Below are 18,409 nucleotides of genomic sequence, written 5' to 3'. Positions count from 1 at the left end.
ACCGGACGACGGAAATTTCTTTTCCATCGACGGTCTTTTCCGGCAGATACCTGCATGGCAGCATCACCCCATGCATCGTCGTCTCTTCCCCCGGACGCTCGCGCTGTTGGCGCTGGTCGCCGCCGCGGCCACGGCGGGCGCGCCCACCGCCACCGCGGAGTCCCCGACCCCCGCGGCGACCCGCCTGCACGCCACCATCGACGCGATCCTCGCCGACAGCCGGCTGGCCGGGGCGCAGGCCTCGGTGGTGGTCAAGGACGCGGCCACCGGGGAGACGGTCTACCACCGCAACGGCGACCGCCGCCTGGTGCCCGCCTCCAACACCAAGCTGCTGACCTCGGCGGCGGCGCTGGAACTGCTCGGGCCGGGCCACCGCTTCAGCACCGAGGTGCGAACCAGCGGCGCCCGCCGCGCGGGCCTGGTCTCCGGCAACCTCTACCTGCGCGGCGGGGGCGACCCGACCATGCTGGCCGCCGACTACGACGCGCTGGCCGCGCAGGTCGCCGCCGCGGGCGTCCGGGTGGTCACCGGCAACCTGGTGGCCGACGACACCCGCTACGACGACACCCGCCTCGGCCCGGACTGGACCTGGGACGACGAGCCGTACTACTACGCCGCGCAGGTCTCCGCCCTGACCGTGGCGCCGGACACCGACTACGACGCGGGCACCGTCATCGTCCACGCCGCCCCCGGCGCGACCGCCGGCGCGCGTCCGGTCGTCACCACCACCCCGGCCACCCGGTACCTGAAGATCGACAACCGGGCCGAGACGGTCGCCGGCGGGGAGACGTCGGTCTCCTTCGAGCGGGCGCACGGGAGCAACACGGTCGTGGTCACCGGGCAGATCGCGCTCGGCGCCGCGTCGGCGAGCGACTGGGTCAGCGTCTGGGAGCCCACCGGCTACGCCGCCGACGTCTTCCGGTCGGCGCTGCGCCGGCACGGCGTGCGGGTGCTCGGTCGGACGGTGCTCGGCCAGGCCACCCCGGAGGGCGCGGCCGAGGTGGGACGGCACCGCTCGATGCCCCTGGCCGAGTTGATGGTGCCGTTCCTCAAGCTCTCCAACAACGGGCACGCCGAGGTGCTGACCAAGGAGATCGGCCGGGTGCTCTCCGGCTCCGGCACCTGGTCGGCCGGGCTGGCCGCGATCAGCGAGTACGTCGCCGACGCCGGGATGGACACCGGGACGCTGCGCCAGCGGGACGGCTCCGGGCTCTCCCGGCGCAACCTCGTCCCGGCCGACGAGTTCGTGGACCTGCTCACCGCCGTCCGCGCCGAGCCCTGGTTCGACACCTGGTACGCGGCCCTGCCGGTCGCCGGCGAGGCGGACCGGTTCGTCGGCGGGACGCTGCGCAGCCGGATGCGGGGCACCCCGGCGGCCGGCAACGTGCACGCCAAGACCGGCAGCCTGACCGGCGTCTCCGGCCTCTCCGGCTACGTCACCGACGCCGACGGGCGGGTGCTGGCGTTCTCGATCCTGCTCAACAACTACCTGGCCTCCTCGGTGAAGACGCTGGAGGACCAGATCGCGATCGCCCTGGCCTCGTACACCGAAAAGGGCGTGACCAGCGCGCGGGTCGCGCCCCCGGCGGCCCCCGACGCCCCCCGGGTTCCCGAGGGCCTGGAGTGCGCCTGGGTGAAGCCGAACGCCTGCTGACGGGCCGGCGGGGCCCGGTGCGAGGGCCCCGCCGGCGTTCAGGCGCCGGGACGGTGCGGAAGCTCGGCCGCCGGGTCGCCGCGCTCGATCAGCGCGGCGATCTCGGCGGGACGCAGGCCGCGCTGCGCCAGCACGCGGGTCCCCCAGCGGTGCAGCCGGCACGGGTGCGGGCTGGCGTCGTTGCGGCAGACCGTCCCGCCGGACCAGCGCCTCGGCGCGTGCACCACGATCGCCCGCACGGCGAACTGGGCGTCCTCGACGGTCACGTACGGCGGCAGCGGGATCTCCCGGAGCACCTCCCCGGACGGCTCCCCGGCACCCCGGGGGGCCCTCGGACGGACGGTGCGGGTGGTGGTGCTGCTCATCGGCCAAGCCTCCACAGAGGATCGTCGGACGTGGACAGCAGAAAGTTACGACAGGCCCGACGCGGCGCGACGGACAAACTGTCCCGACGGTCGGGACGACGTGAGGCCCGTCAGTGGCCCCGGATCAGACGCGGTCGAGCACGACGACGGGGATGTCCCGGTCGGTCTTGGTCTGGTAGTCGTCGTACGCGGGCCAGATGGCGGCCATCGTGGACCACATCCGCGGCTTCTCCTCCGCCGTCGCCGTACGCGCCCGCGCGGTGAACCGCTCGGCGCCCACCTGCACCTCGACCAGCGGCTCGTCGAGCAGGTTGAGGTACCAGGCCGGGTGCTTCGGGTCGCCACCCTGCGAGGCGACGACCAGGTAGGCGTCGCCGTCGCGGCCGTAGATGAGCGCGGTGCGCCGCAGCTTCCCGCTGCGCCTGCCCCGGGTGGTCAGCAGCAGGGTGAAGACACCGGGCCGCCACTCGTGCCCCTCGGCGCCGTCGGTCTCGACGTACCGTCGGATGTGGTCGGCCACCCAGCCCTGCGGGCTGTCCAGCACCTGCTCGCTCATGAGCCCTCCCGTTCGCCCTCGCGCACCCGGTCGTCGCGACCACGCTACTCCGGGCCACGGCCGGTCGCCGGGCGATCGGGGCCGCGCGGCCAGCGCAGCACGACCGCCCCGGCTCAGTCCCGTCGTCGGCGGCGCAGACCTCGACCGGGATGCCAGCTCTCGATCACCAGGTGGTCCGGCGGATCGCCCACCCGGGTCAGCACCACCTCGGTCAGCTCGACGCGGAACCGGTGCGAGCCGTCCTCGCCCGGCGGCTCCTCGTGCGCCAGCCCGGCGATCTTCGCGTCACCGCCCCAGGACCCCGGATCGTCGGCCGGCGGGTCCTCGGTCGGGCAGTGCAGCGCCACCCGGGGGTCACGGCGCAGGTCGAGCGCCTTGACCGCGCCGGCCATGCTGCCCAGCCGCAGGTGCTCGGCGCCGAAGTCGAACTCGGTGCCGCTGATCCGGGGAGAGCCGTCCCGGCGCAGCGTCGCCATCGTGCCGTGTCTGCGTACCGCGAAGAGCGCCCGGACGCGCTCGGCGAACTCGGGCTCGTCCCGGACCAGATCGCACCACCATGCCATGCGCCCCAGCCTGGCAGGCAATCCGGACAACCCGCGTCGGCTTTCTCAGCGGATCTCGAAGCCGAGCGCCTGCGCGATCACCACGGTCTGGGCGGGGTCGACGATCGCCCCGGCCCGCTCCACCACCGTCGGGTCGAGCGCGGTCAGGTCGCTGCCGCGCAGGTCGGCCCCGGACAGCCGGGAGCCGTGCAACTGCGCGGAGGAGAGGTCGACGCCGGTGACGGTGGCCCCGGTCAGGTTGGCGCCGGTGAGATCCACCTCGCGCATCCGGGCGTCGGTGATGCGGACCCCGCGCAGGTCGGCGCCGGGCAGCGCGACGAACGACCAGTCGCCGCCGGCGACCGTCAGCGGCCGCAGGTCGCACTGGGCGAAGGTGCTGCCCACGAGCTTGCAGCCGGTGAACTCCGCCTCGAAGAAGTTGCACCGCTGGAAGGTGCAGCGGGTGAAGGCCGAGTCGGTGTGCCGGGAGGCGTTGAACCTCACGTTGCCGAACGTGCAGCCGTCGAAGACCGCGCCCCGGCTCACCGCCTCGGTCAGGTCGACGTGGAAGAACTCGCAGCGGACGAAGTGCCGGTCCACCAGTTCCTCGCCGTACCAGTCCTCGTCGCGGAAGGTCTCGTCCTCGGTCAGCTCGGGCATCGGACCAGGCTACCGAGACGGTGGGACGACCATCGCGGCCCTTCCACCGGGGCGTACCGGCTAGTAGTTTCGGCGGGGTGAGCGTGGCACGCAGCATCGACCCGGACCAGATCGGCTTCGACCCGGCGCGGTTGGCGCGCATCGACGAGCACTTCGGCAGGTACGTCGACGAGGGCCGCCTCGCCGGCTGGCAGGTGCTGGTCACCCGCCGCGGCGAGATCGCCCACTCGTCGACGTACGGGCTGCGCGACGCGGAGGCGGGCAGGCCCGTCGAGGCGGACACGCTTTGGCGCATCTACTCGATGACCAAGCCCGTCACCTCCGTCGCCGCGATGATCCTGTGGGAGGAGGGCCGCTTCGAGCTGACCGACGAGATCAGCCGGTGGCTGCCCGAGTTCGCCGACCTGCGGGTCTACTCCAAGGGCTCGGCCCTCAAGCCGTTCACGGTGCCGGCGATCGAACCGATCCGGATCTGGCACCTGCTCACCCACACCGCCGGCCTGACGTACGGCTTCATGCAGACCTCGGTGGTCGACGGCATCTACCGGGCCGCCGGCTACGACCTCTACCCGCCGGCGGACGTCGACCTGGCGACGGCCTGCCAGGCGTTCGGCGAACTGCCCCTGCTGTTCCAGCCCGGCACCGCGTGGGGCTACTCGGTCGCCACCGACGTGCTCGGCCGGCTGGTCGAGGTGGTCTCCGGGCAGAGCCTGGACGCCTTCTTCGCCGACCGGATCTTCCGCCCGCTGGGCATGACCGACACGCACTGGTGGGCCGAGGGCGACACCGCCGATCGGCTCGCCGCCCTCTACGCGCCCGAGCCGCGCACCGGCCGCGCGTTCCGCTACGACAAGCTGGGCACCCTGGCGTACGAGAAGCCGCTGCTGCTCTCCGGCGGCGGCGGCCTGATCTCCAGCGCCGCCGACTACCACCGGTTCACCCAGATGCTGCTGCGCGGCGGCGAGCTGGACGGGGCCCGCGTGCTGGGGCCGCGCACGGTGCGCTTCATGACCCGCAACCACCTGCCCGGCGGCCGGGACCTGGGCGCGCTCTCCACGGGTGGGTTCGCCGAGACCACCCTCGACGGGATCGGCTTCGGGCTCGGCTTCGCCGTGGTCGAGGACCCCGTGCCGAGCCGGGTGCCGAGCAGCGCCGGCGAGTACTACTGGGGCGGCGTGGCGAGCACGGCGTTCTGGGTCGACCCGGCCGAGGAGGTCACGGCCCTGTTCTTCACCCAGCTCATGCCGTCGAGCACCTATCCGATCCGGCCGCAGCTGCGGCAGCTCGTCTACTCCGCCCTGGTCGACTAGCCGGCTCCGGGCCGGCCGGGATCCCCGGTCCGCCAGCGCGCGGCGGCGCCGGTCAATAGCCTGGATACGGGCTACGTCCGCCGGGCCGGACGGGCCGGGCGGGAGGCGGTATGAGCAACATCGTCGTGTTCGGCGCGGGTGGCACCGCGGGGTCGCGGATCACCGCCGAGGCGGTCGGCCGGGGGCACCGGGTCACCGCGGCGGTACGCCGGCCGGAGGCCACCTCGTACCTGCCGCCGGCGGTCACGGTGGTCACCGGGGACGCCACCAGCGAGCGGAGCGTACGGGAACTGGCGCCCGACACGGACGTCATGGTGGTGGCGATCGGCGGCGGCGAACGCGACCTCTGGCTCGACGCGGCGCGGAACCTGGTCGGCGCGCTGCGCGGCATGCCAGCCGCGCCCCGGATCATCCACGTGGGCGGCGGTTCGACCCTGCTCACCCGGAAGGGCACCCGCTACCTCGACGAGCCGGACTTCCCCCAGGAGTACCGCGACGCGGCCCTGGGGCAGGCCGACGCCCTGGACTTCTACCGCTCCTCGGCGGACGGGGTGACCTGGACCTACGTCTCCCCGCCGCCGCTGGAGTTCCACCCGGGCGAGCGCACCGGGCACTACCGCACCGGCGGCGACCAGCCGGTCACCGACCACGAGGGCCGCTCGGTGCTCAGCTACGAGGACCTGGCGGTGGCGATCGTGGACGAGATCGAGCAGCCGCGCCACGAGAACGCCCGCTTCACCGCCGCGTACTGAGGGCTGGCCCGGTCGACCCGGGTGTTCGTCGCGATGCTGCGTGCCATCCGTCGTTCCTACCAGGGCACCCGTCGCACGGCGACCGGACCGGCCGGACGGGCGCGGCCCCCCTCACCAGACCGCGCGTCGGCGCGGGCGGCCTCACCGGGGTCGCGGGGCGGCGCGCCCGGCGGCGGGCTGGGCCGGCACCCGGGGGCGGACCGAGGGCCGCCAGGCGCGGCCGTTGGCGTAGATCACCCGGAACCCGAGGTACGAGGCGAGCGGCGCCCAGTGCGCGGAGCCCATCCGCAGCTCGGCGGCGTTGTGGCGCTGGCCGTTGGCCAGCACGTCGAGCAGGACGGTTTCGAAGGCGGCCGACTCGACCCAGTCCACCTCGCGGGTGTATCCGCAGATCAGTGCCGCTCCGGTGGCGTCGAGGAAGCCCCGCAGCACCGCGTCGGAGGCGCGCAGCACCGAACAGCTGCCGAAGTAGAGCCGTCGGCCGTCGCAGCGACCCGCCATCAGCTCGGCGACGTCCGCGAGCGCCACCGATTCCCAGTCGGTCAGGCAGAGCCGGCTCGGCTCGCCGTGCATCGCGAAGAAGCCGACCCGGTGGTCGGCGTACTGCTTGAGCAGCCAGCGGTCGACGAAGTAGAAGAGCTCGTCGCGGGTGGCCGCGTCCTTGTGGATGAAACGGATCTTCCCGAGCCGTTCGAGCAGTTCGAGCGTGGGCAGGACGGAGCCGCGCTCGTTGAGGTCGCGGTGCCACTGGCCCTCGATGCAGAAGACGCCACCACGTGCCACGCCGCCCCCTCCCCCGGTCCCGCCGGCGCTGACGTTACCGGGTCCGACCGGCGGGAGAACATCACCCTCCGAGGGCTGAGCTGCGGCTTTACGTGCCGTCCGCGCTTTCCTGTCGCCCGTTGGAATCAATGGGCGTTTCGCAATTCGCGTAATGCCCGGGATCGACGAATTGTGAGGACGATTCTCGTTAACCACCTCGAACCGCCCGGCGGCCTGCCAGGGTGGAAATGCGGGACGGCCAGGCCGATGTCCCGGATCGCCACCCCATTCGCACTCCTATCGGGAGGACTTCTGTGCGCGTTAACACCCTGAAACGGGCGGCTGTCGCATTCGCCCTGGCGTTGCCGGCAGCCGCTGTCGCCACGGTGGTCGCCGCGCCAGCGGCCCATGCCGACGGCTGCTACACGTGGAAGCGCAACCTCTACCAGGGGCGCTCCGGCGACGACGTCCGCCAGTTGCAGATCCGGGTCGCCGGGTGGGCCGGCAACCGGGACATCGTGGAGAACGACGGTCGCTACGGACCGAAGACCGCCGCCGCGGTCAAGCGGTTCCAGGCCGCGTACGGGCTGCGCGCCGACGGCGTCGCCGGACCGCAGACGTACGGCAAGCTCTACGCCCTCCAGGACGAAGACTGCACGCCACGGCACTTCAGCTTCACCGAGATGGACGACGGCTGCGGTCGGGGGGGCTGGAACGGCGGCCCGCTCTCCCCCGCGCAGACCAGGCAGAACGCGCTGCGCACGATGTGGAAGCTGGAGGCGATGCGGCGCAGCCTCGGCGACAAGCCCCTGCTGGTCAGCAGCGGCTTCCGCAGCCGCGCCTGCAACGACCAGGTCGGCGGGGCGTCGGACAGCCAGCACCTCTACGGCAACGCCGCCGACGTGGTGTCGCGCACCAGTTCGCTGTGCCAGATCGCCCGGGACGCCCGCAGCCGGGGCTTCAGCGGGATCTACGGGCCGGGCTACCCGGACCACGACGACCACGTGCACGTGGACTCGCGGCGGGAGAACAACAGCGACGACACCCCGAACACCACCAGTTGGTCCGCGCCGGACTGCGGGATCGGCGCCGGCAACGACTGAGCGGGCCGGACGGCCACGCCGGGCCGGTCGGACGGCGGCGCCGGCCCGGGCGCGGGTGGGGACCCGCGGCCCGGGCCGGTGTCGTGCCCCGGTCGCGCCGGCGGGCGTCGACCTGCCGCTCGTTGAGCCCGTGCCGCGCCAGCACCCGCCGGCCCCAGCGGTGCGGCCGGCGCGGAAGGTTCGATCCCGCGTCAGACGAGGCCGGCGTCGTGGACCAGCAGGGCGACCTGGACCCGGTTGTTCAGGTCGAGCTTCACCAGCAGCCGCGACACGTACGCCTTCACGGTCGCGACGCTCATGAACAGCTCGGCGGCGATCTCCGCGTTCGTCCGGCCCCGCCCGAGCCCGACCGCCACCTCGCGCTCCCGCTCGCTGAGCCCGGCGAGCTGCCGCAGCGCCCGCTCCCGGCGCGGATCCGGCCCGCCCGCCGCGCCCGGCGCGGTCACGTGGTCGATCAGCCGGCGGGTCACCACCGGGGAGAGCGTCGCCTCCCCCGCCGCCACCCGGCGCACCGCCCGCACGATCTCGGCCGGCGGGGTGTCCTTGAGCAGGAAGCCACCGGCCCCGCCCCGCAGCGCCCGCAGCACCTGCTCGTCGGCGTCGAAGGTGGTCAGCACCAGCACCTCCGGCGGGTCGGGCGACGCGCGCAGCGCCTCGGTGGCCGCGAGCCCGTCGAGCCGGGGCATCCGGATGTCCATCAGCACCACGTCCGGCGCGCAGGCGGCCACGGCGGCGGGCACCTCGCTGCCGTCCGCGGCCTCCCCGACCACGAGCAGGTCCGGCACCCCGCCGAGGATCATCGACAGGCCGGCCCGGACCAGGGCGTCGTCGTCGACGATCAGCACCCGCACCGGCCGGTCGGGAGCGGACCCCGGCCCACCCGCCGCCGGGCCGGTCACGCCGGCCACGGCAGCCAGGCGGCCAGCCGGAAGTCGCCCGAGTCGTCCCGCCCGTACTCCAGCCGCCCGCCGGCCAGGCTGACCCGTTCGGCGATGCCGACCAGGCCCGTGCCGGTTCCGGGAATATCCGGGCCGGCGACGCCGCCGACCGGCCACCGGTTGCGGACCTCCACGGTCAGCCCGTCGCCGGGGGCGCCCGCCACGTCGACGGTGACCGCCGCGCCAGCGGCGTGCTTGCGGGCGTTGGTCAGCCCCTCCTGCACGATCCGGTAGACGCTGCGCCCCACCGCCGTGGGCACCTGCTCCCCCGCCGTGACCACGTCGCGGACGCCGACCCGGATCCCGGCCGCCCGCGACTCCTCGACGAGCGCGGGCAGGTCACCCAGGGTGGGCTGCGGGCGTTCCGGGTCACCGTCGGCGACGGTCTCCGCGCGGAGCACCCCGATCACCTCGCGCAGGTCCTGCAACGCGGCGTGGGCGCTGCCCCGGATCACCCCGGCCGCCCGCGCCACCTCCTCCGGCGGCGCGTCCGGCCGGAACTCGAGCGCGCCGGCGTGCAGGCTGAGCAGCGAGATCCGGTGCGCCAGCACGTCGTGCATCTCCCGGGCGATCCGGGTGCGCTCCAGGTGCCGGGCCTGCGCCACCCGCAACTGCTGCTCCGCCTCGGCCCGCTCGGCGCGCTCGCGCAGCGACAGGACGAGCTGCCGCCGCGCCCGGACGAACATCCCCCACGCCAGCACGGAGAGGCTGAGCACCACCCCCCAGACGGTCGTCACCCAGTACGGCATGTGGGGATCCGGGCGCAGGTAGCTGAAGGCGAAGTTGGTGACCAGACCGGCGGCGGTCACCGCCAGCGCGACGGCCGTGCGGCGGTGCACCACGACGGTGAAGTAGAGGATCAGCAGCGGGACCGCCGACGCCATCGAGAACAGGGTCAGCGGCAGGGTCACCACCGACAGTCCCAGCGGCCACCGGCGTCGCACCCAGAGCAGCGCGCAGCAGACGAGCCCGAGCAGCGCATCGACCGGGACCATCCAGCGCTGCGGCAGCGGGGTGGAGAAGTCGGGGTCGGGCGCGGTCGCGTCGGCCGTGGCGAGCAGGACCCAGCCGAGGGAGAGCAGGAAGCAGAGGCCGTCCACCAGCCAGTCGCGGGTGGTCCGACGCGGACCGCGCCCCAGCCGGGCCGCCGGGTCGACGCCCAGCGCCCCCGGCAGCAGCCAGGGGTGCTCCGGTACGGCGGCACTGGTCACGCGACCCATGCTAGGCAGCCGCGCGACGGGCCGACCAGCTACCAAAGTCGAGACCTCGGCGTCGACCAAGGTAGCCGTCGGACGAGACCGTCGGCCGCAGCGCGCGGCCGGGTGGCTCCGGCAGCGTGACCGGCATGATCAGCGTGGAACACCTCACCAAACGGTACGGGCGGCACACCGCCGTCGACGACGTGTCGTTCCGCTGCGAGCCGGGCACCGTCACCGGGTTCCTGGGGCCGAACGGGGCCGGCAAGTCCACCACCATGCGGATGATCTGCGGGCTCACGCCGCCCAGCGGCGGCGGCGCCACGGTCGGCGGCCGGCCCTACCGGGAGCTGCCCAACCCCGGGCGCGAGGTGGGCGTGCTGCTGGACGCCTCGGCCCAGCACGCCGGCCGCACCGGGCGGGAGGCGCTGACCGTGGCCGCGGCCACCATGGGCGTGGACCGCCGGCAGGTCGCCGCCAAGCTCGACCTGGTCGGGCTGAACGAGGTCGCGGCCGGGCGCCGCCTCCGGGCGTACTCGTTGGGGATGCGGCAGCGGCTCGGCCTGGCGCACGCGCTGCTGGGCGACCCCCGGGTGCTGATCCTCGACGAGCCGGCCAACGGCCTGGACCCGGAGGGGATCTTCTGGATGCGCGGCCTGCTGCGCGACTTCGCCGACCGGGGCGGCACCGTGCTGCTCTCCTCCCACCTGCTGCGCGAGGTCGAGGCGGTCGCGGACCGGCTGGTGGTCATCGGGGGCGGCCGGATCGTGGCCCAGGGCGACAAGGCCGAGCTGCTGGCCGGCGGCGGGACGCTGGTCCGGGCCCGGGACGGCGGGGCGCTGCGCGGCGCGCTGGACCGGGCCGGGCTGGCCGCCACCGAGGGCACCGAGGGGCTGCTGGTCCACGCCGACGCCGAGGCGGTCGGGCAGGCCGCCGCCGACGCCGGGGTCGCCCTCACCGAACTGCGGGCGGCCGGCAGCGGCGGCCTGGAACAGCTCTTCCTCACCCTGACCGCCGGCGCGTCGACCCAGGAGGCCGTCCGATGACCACCGCCACCACCGCCAGCCCGCCCACCGCCGACGCTGCCCCGCGCCACCCCGGCGTACGCCGGCCGTCGCTGCTCCGGCTCACCGGGGTGGAGCTGCGCAAGCTCGTCGACACCCGGGCCGGGCTCTGGCTGCTGATCACCATCGGGCTGCTCGCCGCCGCCCTCGTGGTGGTCCAGCTGATCTGGGCGGACGACGCCGAGCAGACCTTCGACAACTTCTTCGTCCCCTCGATGCTGCCGATCGGGCTGCTGCTGCCCGTGCTGGGCATCCTGTCGATCACCGGGGAGTGGTCGCAGCGCACGGCACTGACCACGTTCGCCCTGGTGCCCCGGCGGGGCCGGGTGATCGTCGCGAAGCTGGCCGCGATGGTGCTGGCGGCGCTGGCGTCGGTGCTGGTGAGCCTCGTCGTGGCCGCCGCCGGCACGCTGGTCGCCGGGGCGACCGGCGGCGCCGGCACCTGGCGAATGGAGGGGGCCCTGGTGCTGCACGCCGTCGTGCTCCAGGTGGCGAACGTGCTGATGGGCGCCGGCTTCGGCCTGCTGCTGCTCAACACCCCGCTGGCGATCGTCGGCTACCTGCTGCTGCCGACCCTCTGGTCGATCCTCGGCGAGATGATCCGGCCGCTGCGCGGCCCGGCGGGCTGGCTCGACACGGGCCGGACGATGGAGCCGCTGCTCACGCCGGACGTGACCGCCGGACAGTGGGGGCGGTTCGCCGTGTCGCTGCTGGTGTGGCTGGCCGTGCCGCTGGTCGCGGGGCTGGTCCGCACGCTGCGGCGCGAGGTGTCCTGACGGTGGACGGCTACGGCGCCCCCACCGTCGTCGACGGCGGCGCGGCGGAACTGGCCCTCCTCTGGGGCGGCCTCCCGGCGCTCGGCGCGGGCGGCGGGTGGCTGCTCGCCACCGGCGCGGGGTGGGTCGCCGGGCTGTCCTGGGCCCCGGCGCAGGGCCTGTTCGAGCTGGTCGCCGGGCTGCCGGACCCGCAGGCAGGCATCGGCGGGCTGGCGGTCGGCGCGCTGGGCGGCCTGCTGGTCGCCGCCGTGGGCACCGCCGAACGGCTCGCCGTCACCGTCGACACCGAACGGGTCCGGCTGCGCCGCGACCGCGCGGACCGGCAGGTCGGGCGGCGGCGGGTGCGCGCCGTCTTCGTCGACGGCAAGGACCTCGTGCTGCTCGGCGCGGACGACGAGGAGCTGGTCCGGGAGCGGTCGGACCTGGCCGTCGACCGGCTGCGCGACGCCTTCCGCGCGCACGGCTGGCCGTGGACCGACGGCGACCCGCACCGGGACGCGTACCGGCGGTGGGTGCCGGGCCTGCCCGGGCTGCCGAGCGGCGCGGACGCGCTGTTGCGGGCCCGGCAGCGGGCGCTCGACGCCGACCGGGGCGGCGAGGCCCGGGAGCTGCGCGGCGAACTCGGCCGCACCGGGGTGGTGATCCGCGACGACGGCCGGCGGCAGTACTGGCGGCTGACCCGGTCCGCCCCGCGTCCCCGCCCGGAGGACGCGACTTCGGCTGAGCCGGAGGTCGACGGCCGGTAGCGTTGCTCCCGACGGGGCCCGGGGCACGGGGAGCGCGCGATGACCGAGCAGCAGCCGTACCGGGTGGTGGCGCGGCATCCCGGCTTCGAGCTGCGCCGCTACCCGCCGCACCTGGTCGTCGAGGTGCGGGTGGAGGGCACGTTCGAGCAGGCCGCCCGGGACGCCTTCCGGCCGCTGGGCGCGTACCTGCGCGGCGCCAACCGCTCCCGGCGGGCGACCGGGCGGGAGACGGGCCCGGAGACGGTCGCCATGACGGTGCCGTTCGTGCAGGAGGAGGGGGACCGGCCGGGCCACTGGCTGGTGTGGCTCGTGATGCCGGCGGACCTCACCCCCGACACGCTGCCCGAGCCGGCGGACCCCCGGGTGCACACCCGGGTGGTCCCGGAACAGCTCGCCGCCGCGACGCGCTTCGCGGGCCGCTGGACGGCGCGGGCGTTCGACCGGCGGGCGACCGCCCTGGGCCGCGCGGTCACCGCCGCCGGGCTGCGCCCCACCGGCGCGGTCCGGTACGCGCGCTTCGATCCGCCGTGGAAGCCGTGGTTCCTGCGCCACAACGAGGTCGTGCTGCCGGTCGTCGAGTGAGCCCGCGTACCGCGTCCCCGCACGGGTGTCCTCGTTGGAGATTTACCGGCGTCGTTGGCGGGTACCCGCACCGGCAGCGCAGCCGGCGGGGTCGGGCACGCCGGGCGGGTCGGGAAGGGGGACGACGATGACCTCCACGGGACGGACGACGGGCGGCGGCGGCACGGGGATCTTCCGCCGCAAGCCGGTCGAGGAGATCGCCGACGAGACCGGCGACGGGCTGGCGCGCTCGCTCGGGCTCTGGCAGCTCACCGCCATCGGGGTGGGCGGCATCATCGGCGCGGGCATCTTCGCCCTGGCCGGCGCCGTGGCGAGCGAGACCGCCGGCCCGGCCGTGCTGGTCTCGTTCCTGATCGCCGGGCTCGCCAGCGCGGCGGCGGCCCTGTCGTACGCCGAGTTCGCCGGCATGATCCCGAAGGCCGGCTCGGCCTACACCTACGGGTACGCGGTGCTCGGCGAGGCGGTGGGCTGGTTCATCGGCTGGGACCTGCTGCTGGAGTACACCGCGATCGTGGCCGTGGTGGCGATCGGCATCTCCGGCTACTTCTCGTTCCTGGTCAGCGAGCTGGGGGCGGACCTGCCGGCCTGGATGCTCGGCGCCCCGGGCACCGGCGAGGGGCGGGTGGTCGACCTGTTCGCGGTGGTCCTCTGTCTGTTCATCGCGTTCCTGCTGAACCTCGGGATCAAGTCCGCCGCGCGCTTCGAGACGATCGTCGTCGGGCTGAAGATCGCCGTGGTGCTGCTGGTCGTCGTGGTCGGCTTCTTCCACATCCGCACGGCGAACTACTCACCGTTCTTCCCGTTCGGGTTGGGCGGGGCGCTCACCGGCGCGGCCACGGTCTTCTTCGCCGTGTTCGGCTACGACGCGATGAGCACCGCCGCCGAGGAGTCGAAGGACGCCCGCCGGCACATGCCCAAGGCGATCGTCTACTCGCTGGCGATCTCGATGGTCCTCTACGTGCTGGCCACCCTGGTGCTGACCGGCATGCAGAACTACCGCGACATCGACCCGGAGAGCGGCTTCTCCTCCGCGTTCGCCTCGGTCGGGCTCTCCGGCCTGGCCAGCGTCATCGCGGTCGGGGCGATCATCGGCATCCTGACCGTGATGTTCACCTTCATGCTCGGCGTGACGCGGGTGTGGTTCTCGATGAGCCGCGACGGGCTGCTGCCGGGGTGGTTCGCCAAGCTGCACCCGGTCCGCCGGGTGCCGAGCCGGGTCACCTGGATCGTCGGCGTGGGCTCGGCCCTGATCGCCGGCTTCCTGCCGATCCGGGAGGCGGCCGAGCTGACCAACATCGGCATCCTGCTGGCCTTCGTGGTGGTCTGCGTCGCGGTGATCGTGCTGCGCTACCGCCGTCCGGACGCGCCGCGCACCTTCCGGTTGCCGGGCATGCCGGTGGTGCCGGCGCTGGGCGCGGCGTTCTCCCTCTGGCTGATCACCTACCTGGCTCCCGAGACGTGGCTGCGTTTCGCCGTCTGGTTCCTGCTCGGCGCGGTGATCTACGCCCTCTACGGCTACCGGCGCTCGGCGCTGGCCCGCCGGGACTGAGGTCGGGTCACCGACGCCAGCAACTCGTCGAGGGCGTCGACCTCGGCCCAGCCGTTCACCGCGACCCCGCCGGCGGGGTCGACGGTCACCTCGACCCGGTCCGGGCTGTGCGACACCTCGTCGAGCAGGCCCGGGAAGCGGTCGTCGAGCAGCACGAACTCCTGGTTGGTGGAACCCACCCAGGGCCGCCGGGTGTCGATCCGGTCGGCCAGGAACGGCCCGGCGACGAGGAGGTCCGTCGCCGCGAGCAGCGCCGCGACGTCGTCCCGGCCGGCGTCGACCGCCCGGTGCAGCTGCGCCGTGGTGTAGCCGGTGAAGGTCATCACCGAGCGGCCGGCGGCGCGTACCCCGGCGGCGACGGCCGCCAGCGGGGCGGCCTGGTCGAAGGGCTCGCCGCCCAGCAGCGTCAGCCCCTCGGTGCCCGCGTCGAGCACCCGGCGTACCAAATCGGCGGGGGCGACCCGTTCCCCGCCCCGGAAGCTCCACAGGTGCGGGTTGAAGCAGCCGGGGCAGCGGATGGCGCAGCCCTGCACCCAGACGGCCGTCCGCTCGCCCGGCCCCTCGGCGCGGGTGGCGGCCAGGAACCGGGCCACCGACACCGCCTCCGCCCCGGCCGCCGGGCGGGGCCCGGGACCGTCGTCAGACATCGAGGACCCGGCCGGGTGGCGGCTGCCCGGGCGCCGGCCCGGCGGGCGGGACGCAGGCCACGGCGTCGCGCAGGCGCGCGTACTCGTGAGGGGCCAGGTTGGCGGCGGCAGCGAACTCGGCCAGGCTGCCGAAGGACCCGCGCCGCTCCCGCTCGGCCAGCACCTGCCGGGCGCGCCGCGGGTCGAAGCCGGGCAGGGACGCGAGGGCCTCCGGCCCGGCCGTGTTGACGTCGACCGGCCCGGACTCCCCGTCGGGCCATGGGTCCGACGGCGGCGCGAGCGGCTCGGGCCCGAAGGGGTCGACCGGCTGGTAGGGCACCATCGTCGGGTCGGCCGCCAGCGGCGGATACCCCGCCGGCGCGGGCGGATACCCCGCCGACGACCCCGGCGGATACGCGGACGACGCGGGCGGGTAGGGCGGCGACGCGGGCGGATAGGCCGGCGACCCGGGCGGATACGCCGGCGACCCGGGCGGATACGCCGGGGACGCGGGCGGATAGGGCGGGTACGCCTGAGACGGGTACTTCGCCGGCGAACCGGACGGGTACGTCAGGGTCATGCCCGGGTAGGGGGCCGGGCCGGCGGGAGCCGCCCCGGGCAGCGGGGCCAGCGGGTACCCGCCGCCCGGCCACGTCGCCGCCGCGGATCTGGCCCGGCGCTGCGTGAGCCAGCGCAACCACGCCGGGTTGATCAGCGCGGCGTGCAGGATGCTGGCGATCCACACGGCCAGGAGCACGCCCACCGCCCAGTCGCTGACGGCGCTCTCCTTGTCCGACTCGCCGACGAGTACGAACGCCGTCCAGCCCACCACGGCGTAGACGATGCCGGGGATCCACCACGCCGCGCGCCCGGCCCGCAGGCCCACGTAGATGAACCCGAAGCCGCCGAGGCAGCTGCACCCGAGGACGGGCAGCAGCAGCCACCAGCTCTGCAACACGTGCCACATCGCGCTCGGCCGAGGGGCGGCCGGGGGCGGCCAGCCGGGGCTAGGCGCGTTCGACGTCACGTTGCTCCTGCCGTGCGGGCACGGCCGCGCGATCGTGGTCGGCGGTGTACGCGCTGCGCACCGTGCGGGCCGCCAGCAGGTCCTCCAGCACGGCGATGTAGTCGAGGCAGCCGTCCCCGAGCACGTCCCTGGTCTCGGCGCTCACCACGCCCTCGCTGGTCACGGTGACCACGATCCGCGGCTGCCCGCCCATCACGACCTGCCCTCGACGGCGAACACCAGGCGCACGCTCGCGTCCTCGGTGACCTGTTCGGACTCCAGCCGCAGCCCGGCGGCGGGGGCCTGCGCGCGCAGCCGCTCCAGCACGGCCCGCTGGACCTGCCGCCCGTACGCGGCGTCGATGGCCCGAACCGCCTCGACGGCCCGCTGCTCGTCGACCTCGCCCGTGAAGTGCGCCGACCAGATGCCGTCCTCGCCGCGCCGGAAGCCGGCTCGTACGTCGGCCCAGTCCGCGATGATCGCGTCCGGCTCGGCGACGACCGCCGCGCCGGTGTCGCGCAGCGCGGCGACGAGCAGCGTCTCGTCCCGCATCCGGGTCTGCACCTCGCAGACGACGCGACCCTCCCCGTCCCGCCCGGCGGTGGCGGCGTGGGTCGCGGCGACGGCGGCGACAGCCAGCGGCAGGAGTATCAGTGAGACGCTCATCGGGGCCCTTCCTCGGTTGTCGACCCACAGACTAGAACTCGACCGCTCGCCCGCCCTGTCCCCGTTGCTGCCCCGGGCCGCCGGGCCGGGAGCCGCCCGGACCGTTGGGACGACCGCCGAGGTCCCAGTCCTCGGCGGCGGTGGCGGCGACGGCGCGGGCGTCGGCCCAGGAGCGTACGGCGTCGATGCGTTCCGCCTGGGTGACGCTCAACGGCACCATGCTGACCAGGGCCCGGACCACGTCGTCGCGGCGCAGCGGACGCCGTTCGGCGAAGGCGTCGAAGAGCCCGCCGACGACGGCCTGCTCGATCTCAGCCCCCGAGTAGCCCTCGCTGAGCCCGGCGAGCTCGCCGAGCAGGGCGTCGTCGGGCGTCAGGGCACCGGCGACGGCCGGGTTGCGCAGCCGCCGGGCGAGGTGGACCCGCCAGATCGACGCCCGTTCCGCGCGTGTCGGCAGGTCGACGAAGAAGATCTCGTCGAAGCGTCCCTTGCGGAGCAGTTCCGGGGGCAGCCGCTCGAAGTCGTTGGCGGTCGCGATGACGAAGACGGGCTTGGCCTTCTCCTGCATCCACGTCAGGAAGGAGCCGAAGACCCGGGCGGAGGTGCCGGAGTCGCCGGCCCCGCCGACGAAGCCCTTCTCGATCTCGTCGACCCACAGCACGCAGGGGGCGGTCGCCTCGGCGGTCCGGATGGCGGTGCGCATGTTCTGCTCGCTCGACCCGACGAGCCCGGCGAAGACCCGGCCGACGTCCAGCCGCAGCAGCGGCAGGCCCCAGGCGGAGGCGATCGCCTTGGCGGTCAGGGACTTGCCGCAGCCGGGCACGCCGGTGATCAGGACACCCCGGGGCGCGGGCAGCCCGTACGCCGCCGCCTCGGCCAGCCAGGAGCCGTCCCGCTTGGCCAGCCACCGCTTCAGGTTCTCCAGCCCGCCGACGTCGACAAGGTCGACCGCGGCGTCGACGAACTCCAGCAGCCCCGACTTGCGTACGGTCTGCCGCTTCTCCTCGTGCACGACCGCGAGGTCGCTGCCGTCGAGCACGCCGTCGTTGACCATGGCGCGGGCGAACGCGTTCTCCGCCTCGTGCAGCGTGAGCCCGAGAGCCGCCTTGGCGAGCCGTTCCCGGCCGAGGTCGTCCAGCGCGATCCGGATCCGGCCGCCGGCGGAGTTCGCGGCGATCATGCCGTCCAGCACCCGCCGGATCTCCGTCTCGGTGGGCAGCGGGAAGTCGACGATCGTCACGTCCTTCTCGAGTTCCACCGGGATGTGCAGCACCGGCGAGACCAGGACGAGGGTGCGTGGCACCGGACCGGCCTTGAAGGCCGCCACCACGTCCCGCAGCCGACGAACCACGTTGGGGGTGCCCGGCCGGTCGCCGCTGCCGTGCGCCGGGTGCAGGTCCTTGAAGATCAGCACGCTGGGGTGGTCGACGCGCAGCGCCGCGGCCAGCGCGTCGTCCGGGTCGGTGGTGCCCTTGCGGGCGACGCCGTCGGGCTGCACGAGCCCCGTGGTCAGCGACCAGGTCCACACCGCCCGGGGCGTACGGACGAGGGTGGCG

Annotated in this window: 21 protein-coding genes; 9 read left to right on the top strand and 12 right to left on the bottom strand. The window is 74.5% G+C overall.

Annotated features, from left to right (window positions below; genetic code table 11):
- Positions 1-70 precede the first annotated feature (70 nt).
- The gene (gene dacB / locus ACSNN9_RS14995; RefSeq protein WP_436673725.1) at positions 71-1,654 is read left to right on the top strand and encodes a D-alanyl-D-alanine carboxypeptidase/D-alanyl-D-alanine endopeptidase; all 1,584 of its coding nucleotides are present in this window, start codon (positions 71-73) and stop codon (positions 1,652-1,654) included.
- Between the two features lie 38 nt (positions 1,655-1,692).
- On the opposite strand, the gene ACSNN9_RS14990 is transcribed toward dacB, so the two are convergent.
- The 4 genes from ACSNN9_RS14990 to ACSNN9_RS14975 form a co-directional block, all read right to left on the bottom strand.
- Positions 1,693-2,019 (bottom strand): hypothetical protein, encoded by a 327-nt coding sequence (locus ACSNN9_RS14990; protein WP_436673723.1) that lies wholly within the window; start codon positions 2,017-2,019, stop codon positions 1,693-1,695.
- Positions 2,020-2,143: 124 nt separating this feature from the next.
- A complete protein-coding gene (locus ACSNN9_RS14985; protein ID WP_357868261.1) occupies positions 2,144-2,575 on the bottom strand; it encodes a nitroreductase family deazaflavin-dependent oxidoreductase in 432 nt (143 codons plus the stop codon).
- A 113-nt stretch (positions 2,576-2,688) separates the two neighbouring features.
- Positions 2,689-3,138: a pyridoxamine 5'-phosphate oxidase family protein gene (locus ACSNN9_RS14980; RefSeq protein ID WP_436673721.1), complete on the bottom strand. Its 450-nt coding sequence runs from the start codon at positions 3,136-3,138 to the stop codon at positions 2,689-2,691.
- A gap of 45 nt (positions 3,139-3,183) precedes the next feature.
- Positions 3,184-3,777: a pentapeptide repeat-containing protein gene (locus ACSNN9_RS14975; RefSeq protein ID WP_436673719.1), complete on the bottom strand. Its 594-nt coding sequence runs from the start codon at positions 3,775-3,777 to the stop codon at positions 3,184-3,186.
- Between the two features lie 77 nt (positions 3,778-3,854).
- On the opposite strand from ACSNN9_RS14975, the gene ACSNN9_RS14970 reads away from it, so the two are divergent.
- On the top strand, positions 3,855-5,087 hold the full coding sequence (locus ACSNN9_RS14970; protein ID WP_436673717.1) for a serine hydrolase domain-containing protein: 1,233 nt from the start codon (positions 3,855-3,857) through the stop codon (positions 5,085-5,087).
- A gap of 110 nt (positions 5,088-5,197) precedes the next feature.
- Positions 5,198-5,839 (top strand): NAD(P)-dependent oxidoreductase, encoded by a 642-nt coding sequence (locus ACSNN9_RS14965; RefSeq protein ID WP_358087014.1) that lies wholly within the window; start codon positions 5,198-5,200, stop codon positions 5,837-5,839.
- A 141-nt stretch (positions 5,840-5,980) separates the two neighbouring features.
- On the opposite strand, the gene ACSNN9_RS14960 is transcribed toward ACSNN9_RS14965, so the two are convergent.
- Positions 5,981-6,622, bottom strand: a complete 642-nt coding sequence (locus ACSNN9_RS14960) for a DUF6642 family protein (RefSeq protein ID WP_357868276.1) — start codon at positions 6,620-6,622, stop codon at positions 5,981-5,983.
- A gap of 293 nt (positions 6,623-6,915) precedes the next feature.
- Here ACSNN9_RS14960 and ACSNN9_RS14955 point away from each other — a divergent pair, with 293 nt between their 5' ends.
- Entirely contained in the window at positions 6,916-7,704 is a 789-nt protein-coding gene (locus ACSNN9_RS14955; protein ID WP_358087010.1) for a D-Ala-D-Ala carboxypeptidase family metallohydrolase, read from the top strand.
- A 191-nt stretch (positions 7,705-7,895) separates the two neighbouring features.
- Here ACSNN9_RS14955 and ACSNN9_RS14950 read toward each other — a convergent pair whose 3' ends face one another.
- A complete protein-coding gene (locus ACSNN9_RS14950) occupies positions 7,896-8,621 on the bottom strand; it encodes a response regulator (RefSeq protein ID WP_436673747.1) in 726 nt (241 codons plus the stop codon).
- Positions 8,600-9,853 carry a sensor histidine kinase gene (locus tag ACSNN9_RS14945; protein WP_436673714.1) on the bottom strand — a complete coding sequence of 418 codons (1,254 nt, stop codon included), beginning with the start codon at positions 9,851-9,853 and terminating at the stop codon, positions 8,600-8,602. Before ACSNN9_RS14945 ends, ACSNN9_RS14950 begins: the two co-directional genes overlap by 22 nt.
- A gap of 134 nt (positions 9,854-9,987) precedes the next feature.
- Between ACSNN9_RS14945 and ACSNN9_RS14940 the strand changes: the two genes are divergently transcribed.
- From ACSNN9_RS14940 to ACSNN9_RS14920, 5 genes are all read left to right on the top strand, one after another.
- Positions 9,988-10,884: an ABC transporter ATP-binding protein gene (locus tag ACSNN9_RS14940; RefSeq protein ID WP_436673712.1), complete on the top strand. Its 897-nt coding sequence runs from the start codon at positions 9,988-9,990 to the stop codon at positions 10,882-10,884.
- Complete coding sequence (locus ACSNN9_RS14935) at positions 10,881-11,678, top strand: ABC transporter permease (RefSeq protein ID WP_436673711.1); 798 nt, start codon at positions 10,881-10,883, stop codon at positions 11,676-11,678. Before ACSNN9_RS14940 ends, ACSNN9_RS14935 begins: the two co-directional genes overlap by 4 nt.
- A gap of 2 nt (positions 11,679-11,680) precedes the next feature.
- Positions 11,681-12,424, top strand: a complete 744-nt coding sequence (locus ACSNN9_RS14930; protein ID WP_436673709.1) for a YqeB family protein — start codon at positions 11,681-11,683, stop codon at positions 12,422-12,424.
- 39 nt (positions 12,425-12,463) lie between these two features.
- Positions 12,464-13,006: an SOUL family heme-binding protein gene (locus ACSNN9_RS14925; protein WP_436673708.1), complete on the top strand. Its 543-nt coding sequence runs from the start codon at positions 12,464-12,466 to the stop codon at positions 13,004-13,006.
- A gap of 127 nt (positions 13,007-13,133) precedes the next feature.
- Complete coding sequence (locus tag ACSNN9_RS14920) at positions 13,134-14,555, top strand: amino acid permease (protein WP_358086998.1); 1,422 nt, start codon at positions 13,134-13,136, stop codon at positions 14,553-14,555.
- Here the strand turns inward: ACSNN9_RS14920 and ACSNN9_RS14915 are convergent.
- The 5 genes from ACSNN9_RS14915 to ACSNN9_RS14895 form a co-directional block, all read right to left on the bottom strand.
- Positions 14,522-15,202 carry a 4Fe-4S cluster-binding domain-containing protein gene (locus ACSNN9_RS14915; protein ID WP_436673707.1) on the bottom strand — a complete coding sequence of 227 codons (681 nt, stop codon included), beginning with the start codon at positions 15,200-15,202 and terminating at the stop codon, positions 14,522-14,524. The two genes, ACSNN9_RS14920 and ACSNN9_RS14915, sit on opposite strands and share 34 nt — an antisense overlap.
- Entirely contained in the window at positions 15,195-16,139 is a 945-nt protein-coding gene (locus ACSNN9_RS14910) for a ComEA family DNA-binding protein (RefSeq protein ID WP_436673705.1), read from the bottom strand. The genes ACSNN9_RS14915 and ACSNN9_RS14910 overlap by 8 nt, the downstream gene beginning before the upstream one ends.
- Before the next feature lie 49 nt (positions 16,140-16,188).
- Positions 16,189-16,401: a DUF2997 domain-containing protein gene (locus tag ACSNN9_RS14905; RefSeq protein ID WP_357868302.1), complete on the bottom strand. Its 213-nt coding sequence runs from the start codon at positions 16,399-16,401 to the stop codon at positions 16,189-16,191.
- The gene (locus ACSNN9_RS14900; protein WP_436673703.1) at positions 16,401-16,853 is read right to left on the bottom strand and encodes a hypothetical protein; all 453 of its coding nucleotides are present in this window, start codon (positions 16,851-16,853) and stop codon (positions 16,401-16,403) included. The genes ACSNN9_RS14905 and ACSNN9_RS14900 overlap by 1 nt, the downstream gene beginning before the upstream one ends.
- A gap of 31 nt (positions 16,854-16,884) precedes the next feature.
- Positions 16,885-18,409: AAA family ATPase (locus tag ACSNN9_RS14895; RefSeq protein ID WP_436673701.1), on the bottom strand; the 1,525-nt coding region annotated here is incomplete at its 5' end.

This window comes from Micromonospora sp. URMC 107 (genome assembly GCF_051386315.1).
GTDB lineage: Bacteria > Actinomycetota > Actinomycetes > Mycobacteriales > Micromonosporaceae > Micromonospora.
Note: the sequence above shows the minus strand (reverse complement) of the source record. Positions and strands in the feature narration are given on the sequence as shown.

Bases quoted from the DNA above. Each gene is read 5' to 3' on its own strand.
- dacB (WP_436673725.1), top strand. From the start codon at position 71: ATGCATCGTCGTCTCTTCCCCCGGACGCTCGCGCTGTTGGCGCTGGTC.
- ACSNN9_RS14990 (WP_436673723.1), bottom strand. From the start codon at position 2,019: ATGAGCAGCACCACCACCCGCACCGTCCGTCCGAGGGCCCCCCGGGGT.
- ACSNN9_RS14985 (WP_357868261.1), bottom strand. From the start codon at position 2,575: ATGAGCGAGCAGGTGCTGGACAGCCCGCAGGGCTGGGTGGCCGACCAC.
- ACSNN9_RS14980 (WP_436673721.1), bottom strand. From the start codon at position 3,138: ATGGCATGGTGGTGCGATCTGGTCCGGGACGAGCCCGAGTTCGCCGAG.
- ACSNN9_RS14975 (WP_436673719.1), bottom strand. From the start codon at position 3,777: ATGCCCGAGCTGACCGAGGACGAGACCTTCCGCGACGAGGACTGGTAC.
- ACSNN9_RS14965 (WP_358087014.1), top strand. From the start codon at position 5,198: ATGAGCAACATCGTCGTGTTCGGCGCGGGTGGCACCGCGGGGTCGCGG.
- ACSNN9_RS14940 (WP_436673712.1), top strand. From the start codon at position 9,988: ATGATCAGCGTGGAACACCTCACCAAACGGTACGGGCGGCACACCGCC.
- ACSNN9_RS14935 (WP_436673711.1), top strand. From the start codon at position 10,881: ATGACCACCGCCACCACCGCCAGCCCGCCCACCGCCGACGCTGCCCCG.
- ACSNN9_RS14925 (WP_436673708.1), top strand. From the start codon at position 12,464: ATGACCGAGCAGCAGCCGTACCGGGTGGTGGCGCGGCATCCCGGCTTC.
- ACSNN9_RS14920 (WP_358086998.1), top strand. From the start codon at position 13,134: ATGACCTCCACGGGACGGACGACGGGCGGCGGCGGCACGGGGATCTTC.
- ACSNN9_RS14915 (WP_436673707.1), bottom strand. From the start codon at position 15,202: ATGTCTGACGACGGTCCCGGGCCCCGCCCGGCGGCCGGGGCGGAGGCG.
- ACSNN9_RS14905 (WP_357868302.1), bottom strand. From the start codon at position 16,401: ATGGGCGGGCAGCCGCGGATCGTGGTCACCGTGACCAGCGAGGGCGTG.
- ACSNN9_RS14900 (WP_436673703.1), bottom strand. From the start codon at position 16,853: ATGAGCGTCTCACTGATACTCCTGCCGCTGGCTGTCGCCGCCGTCGCC.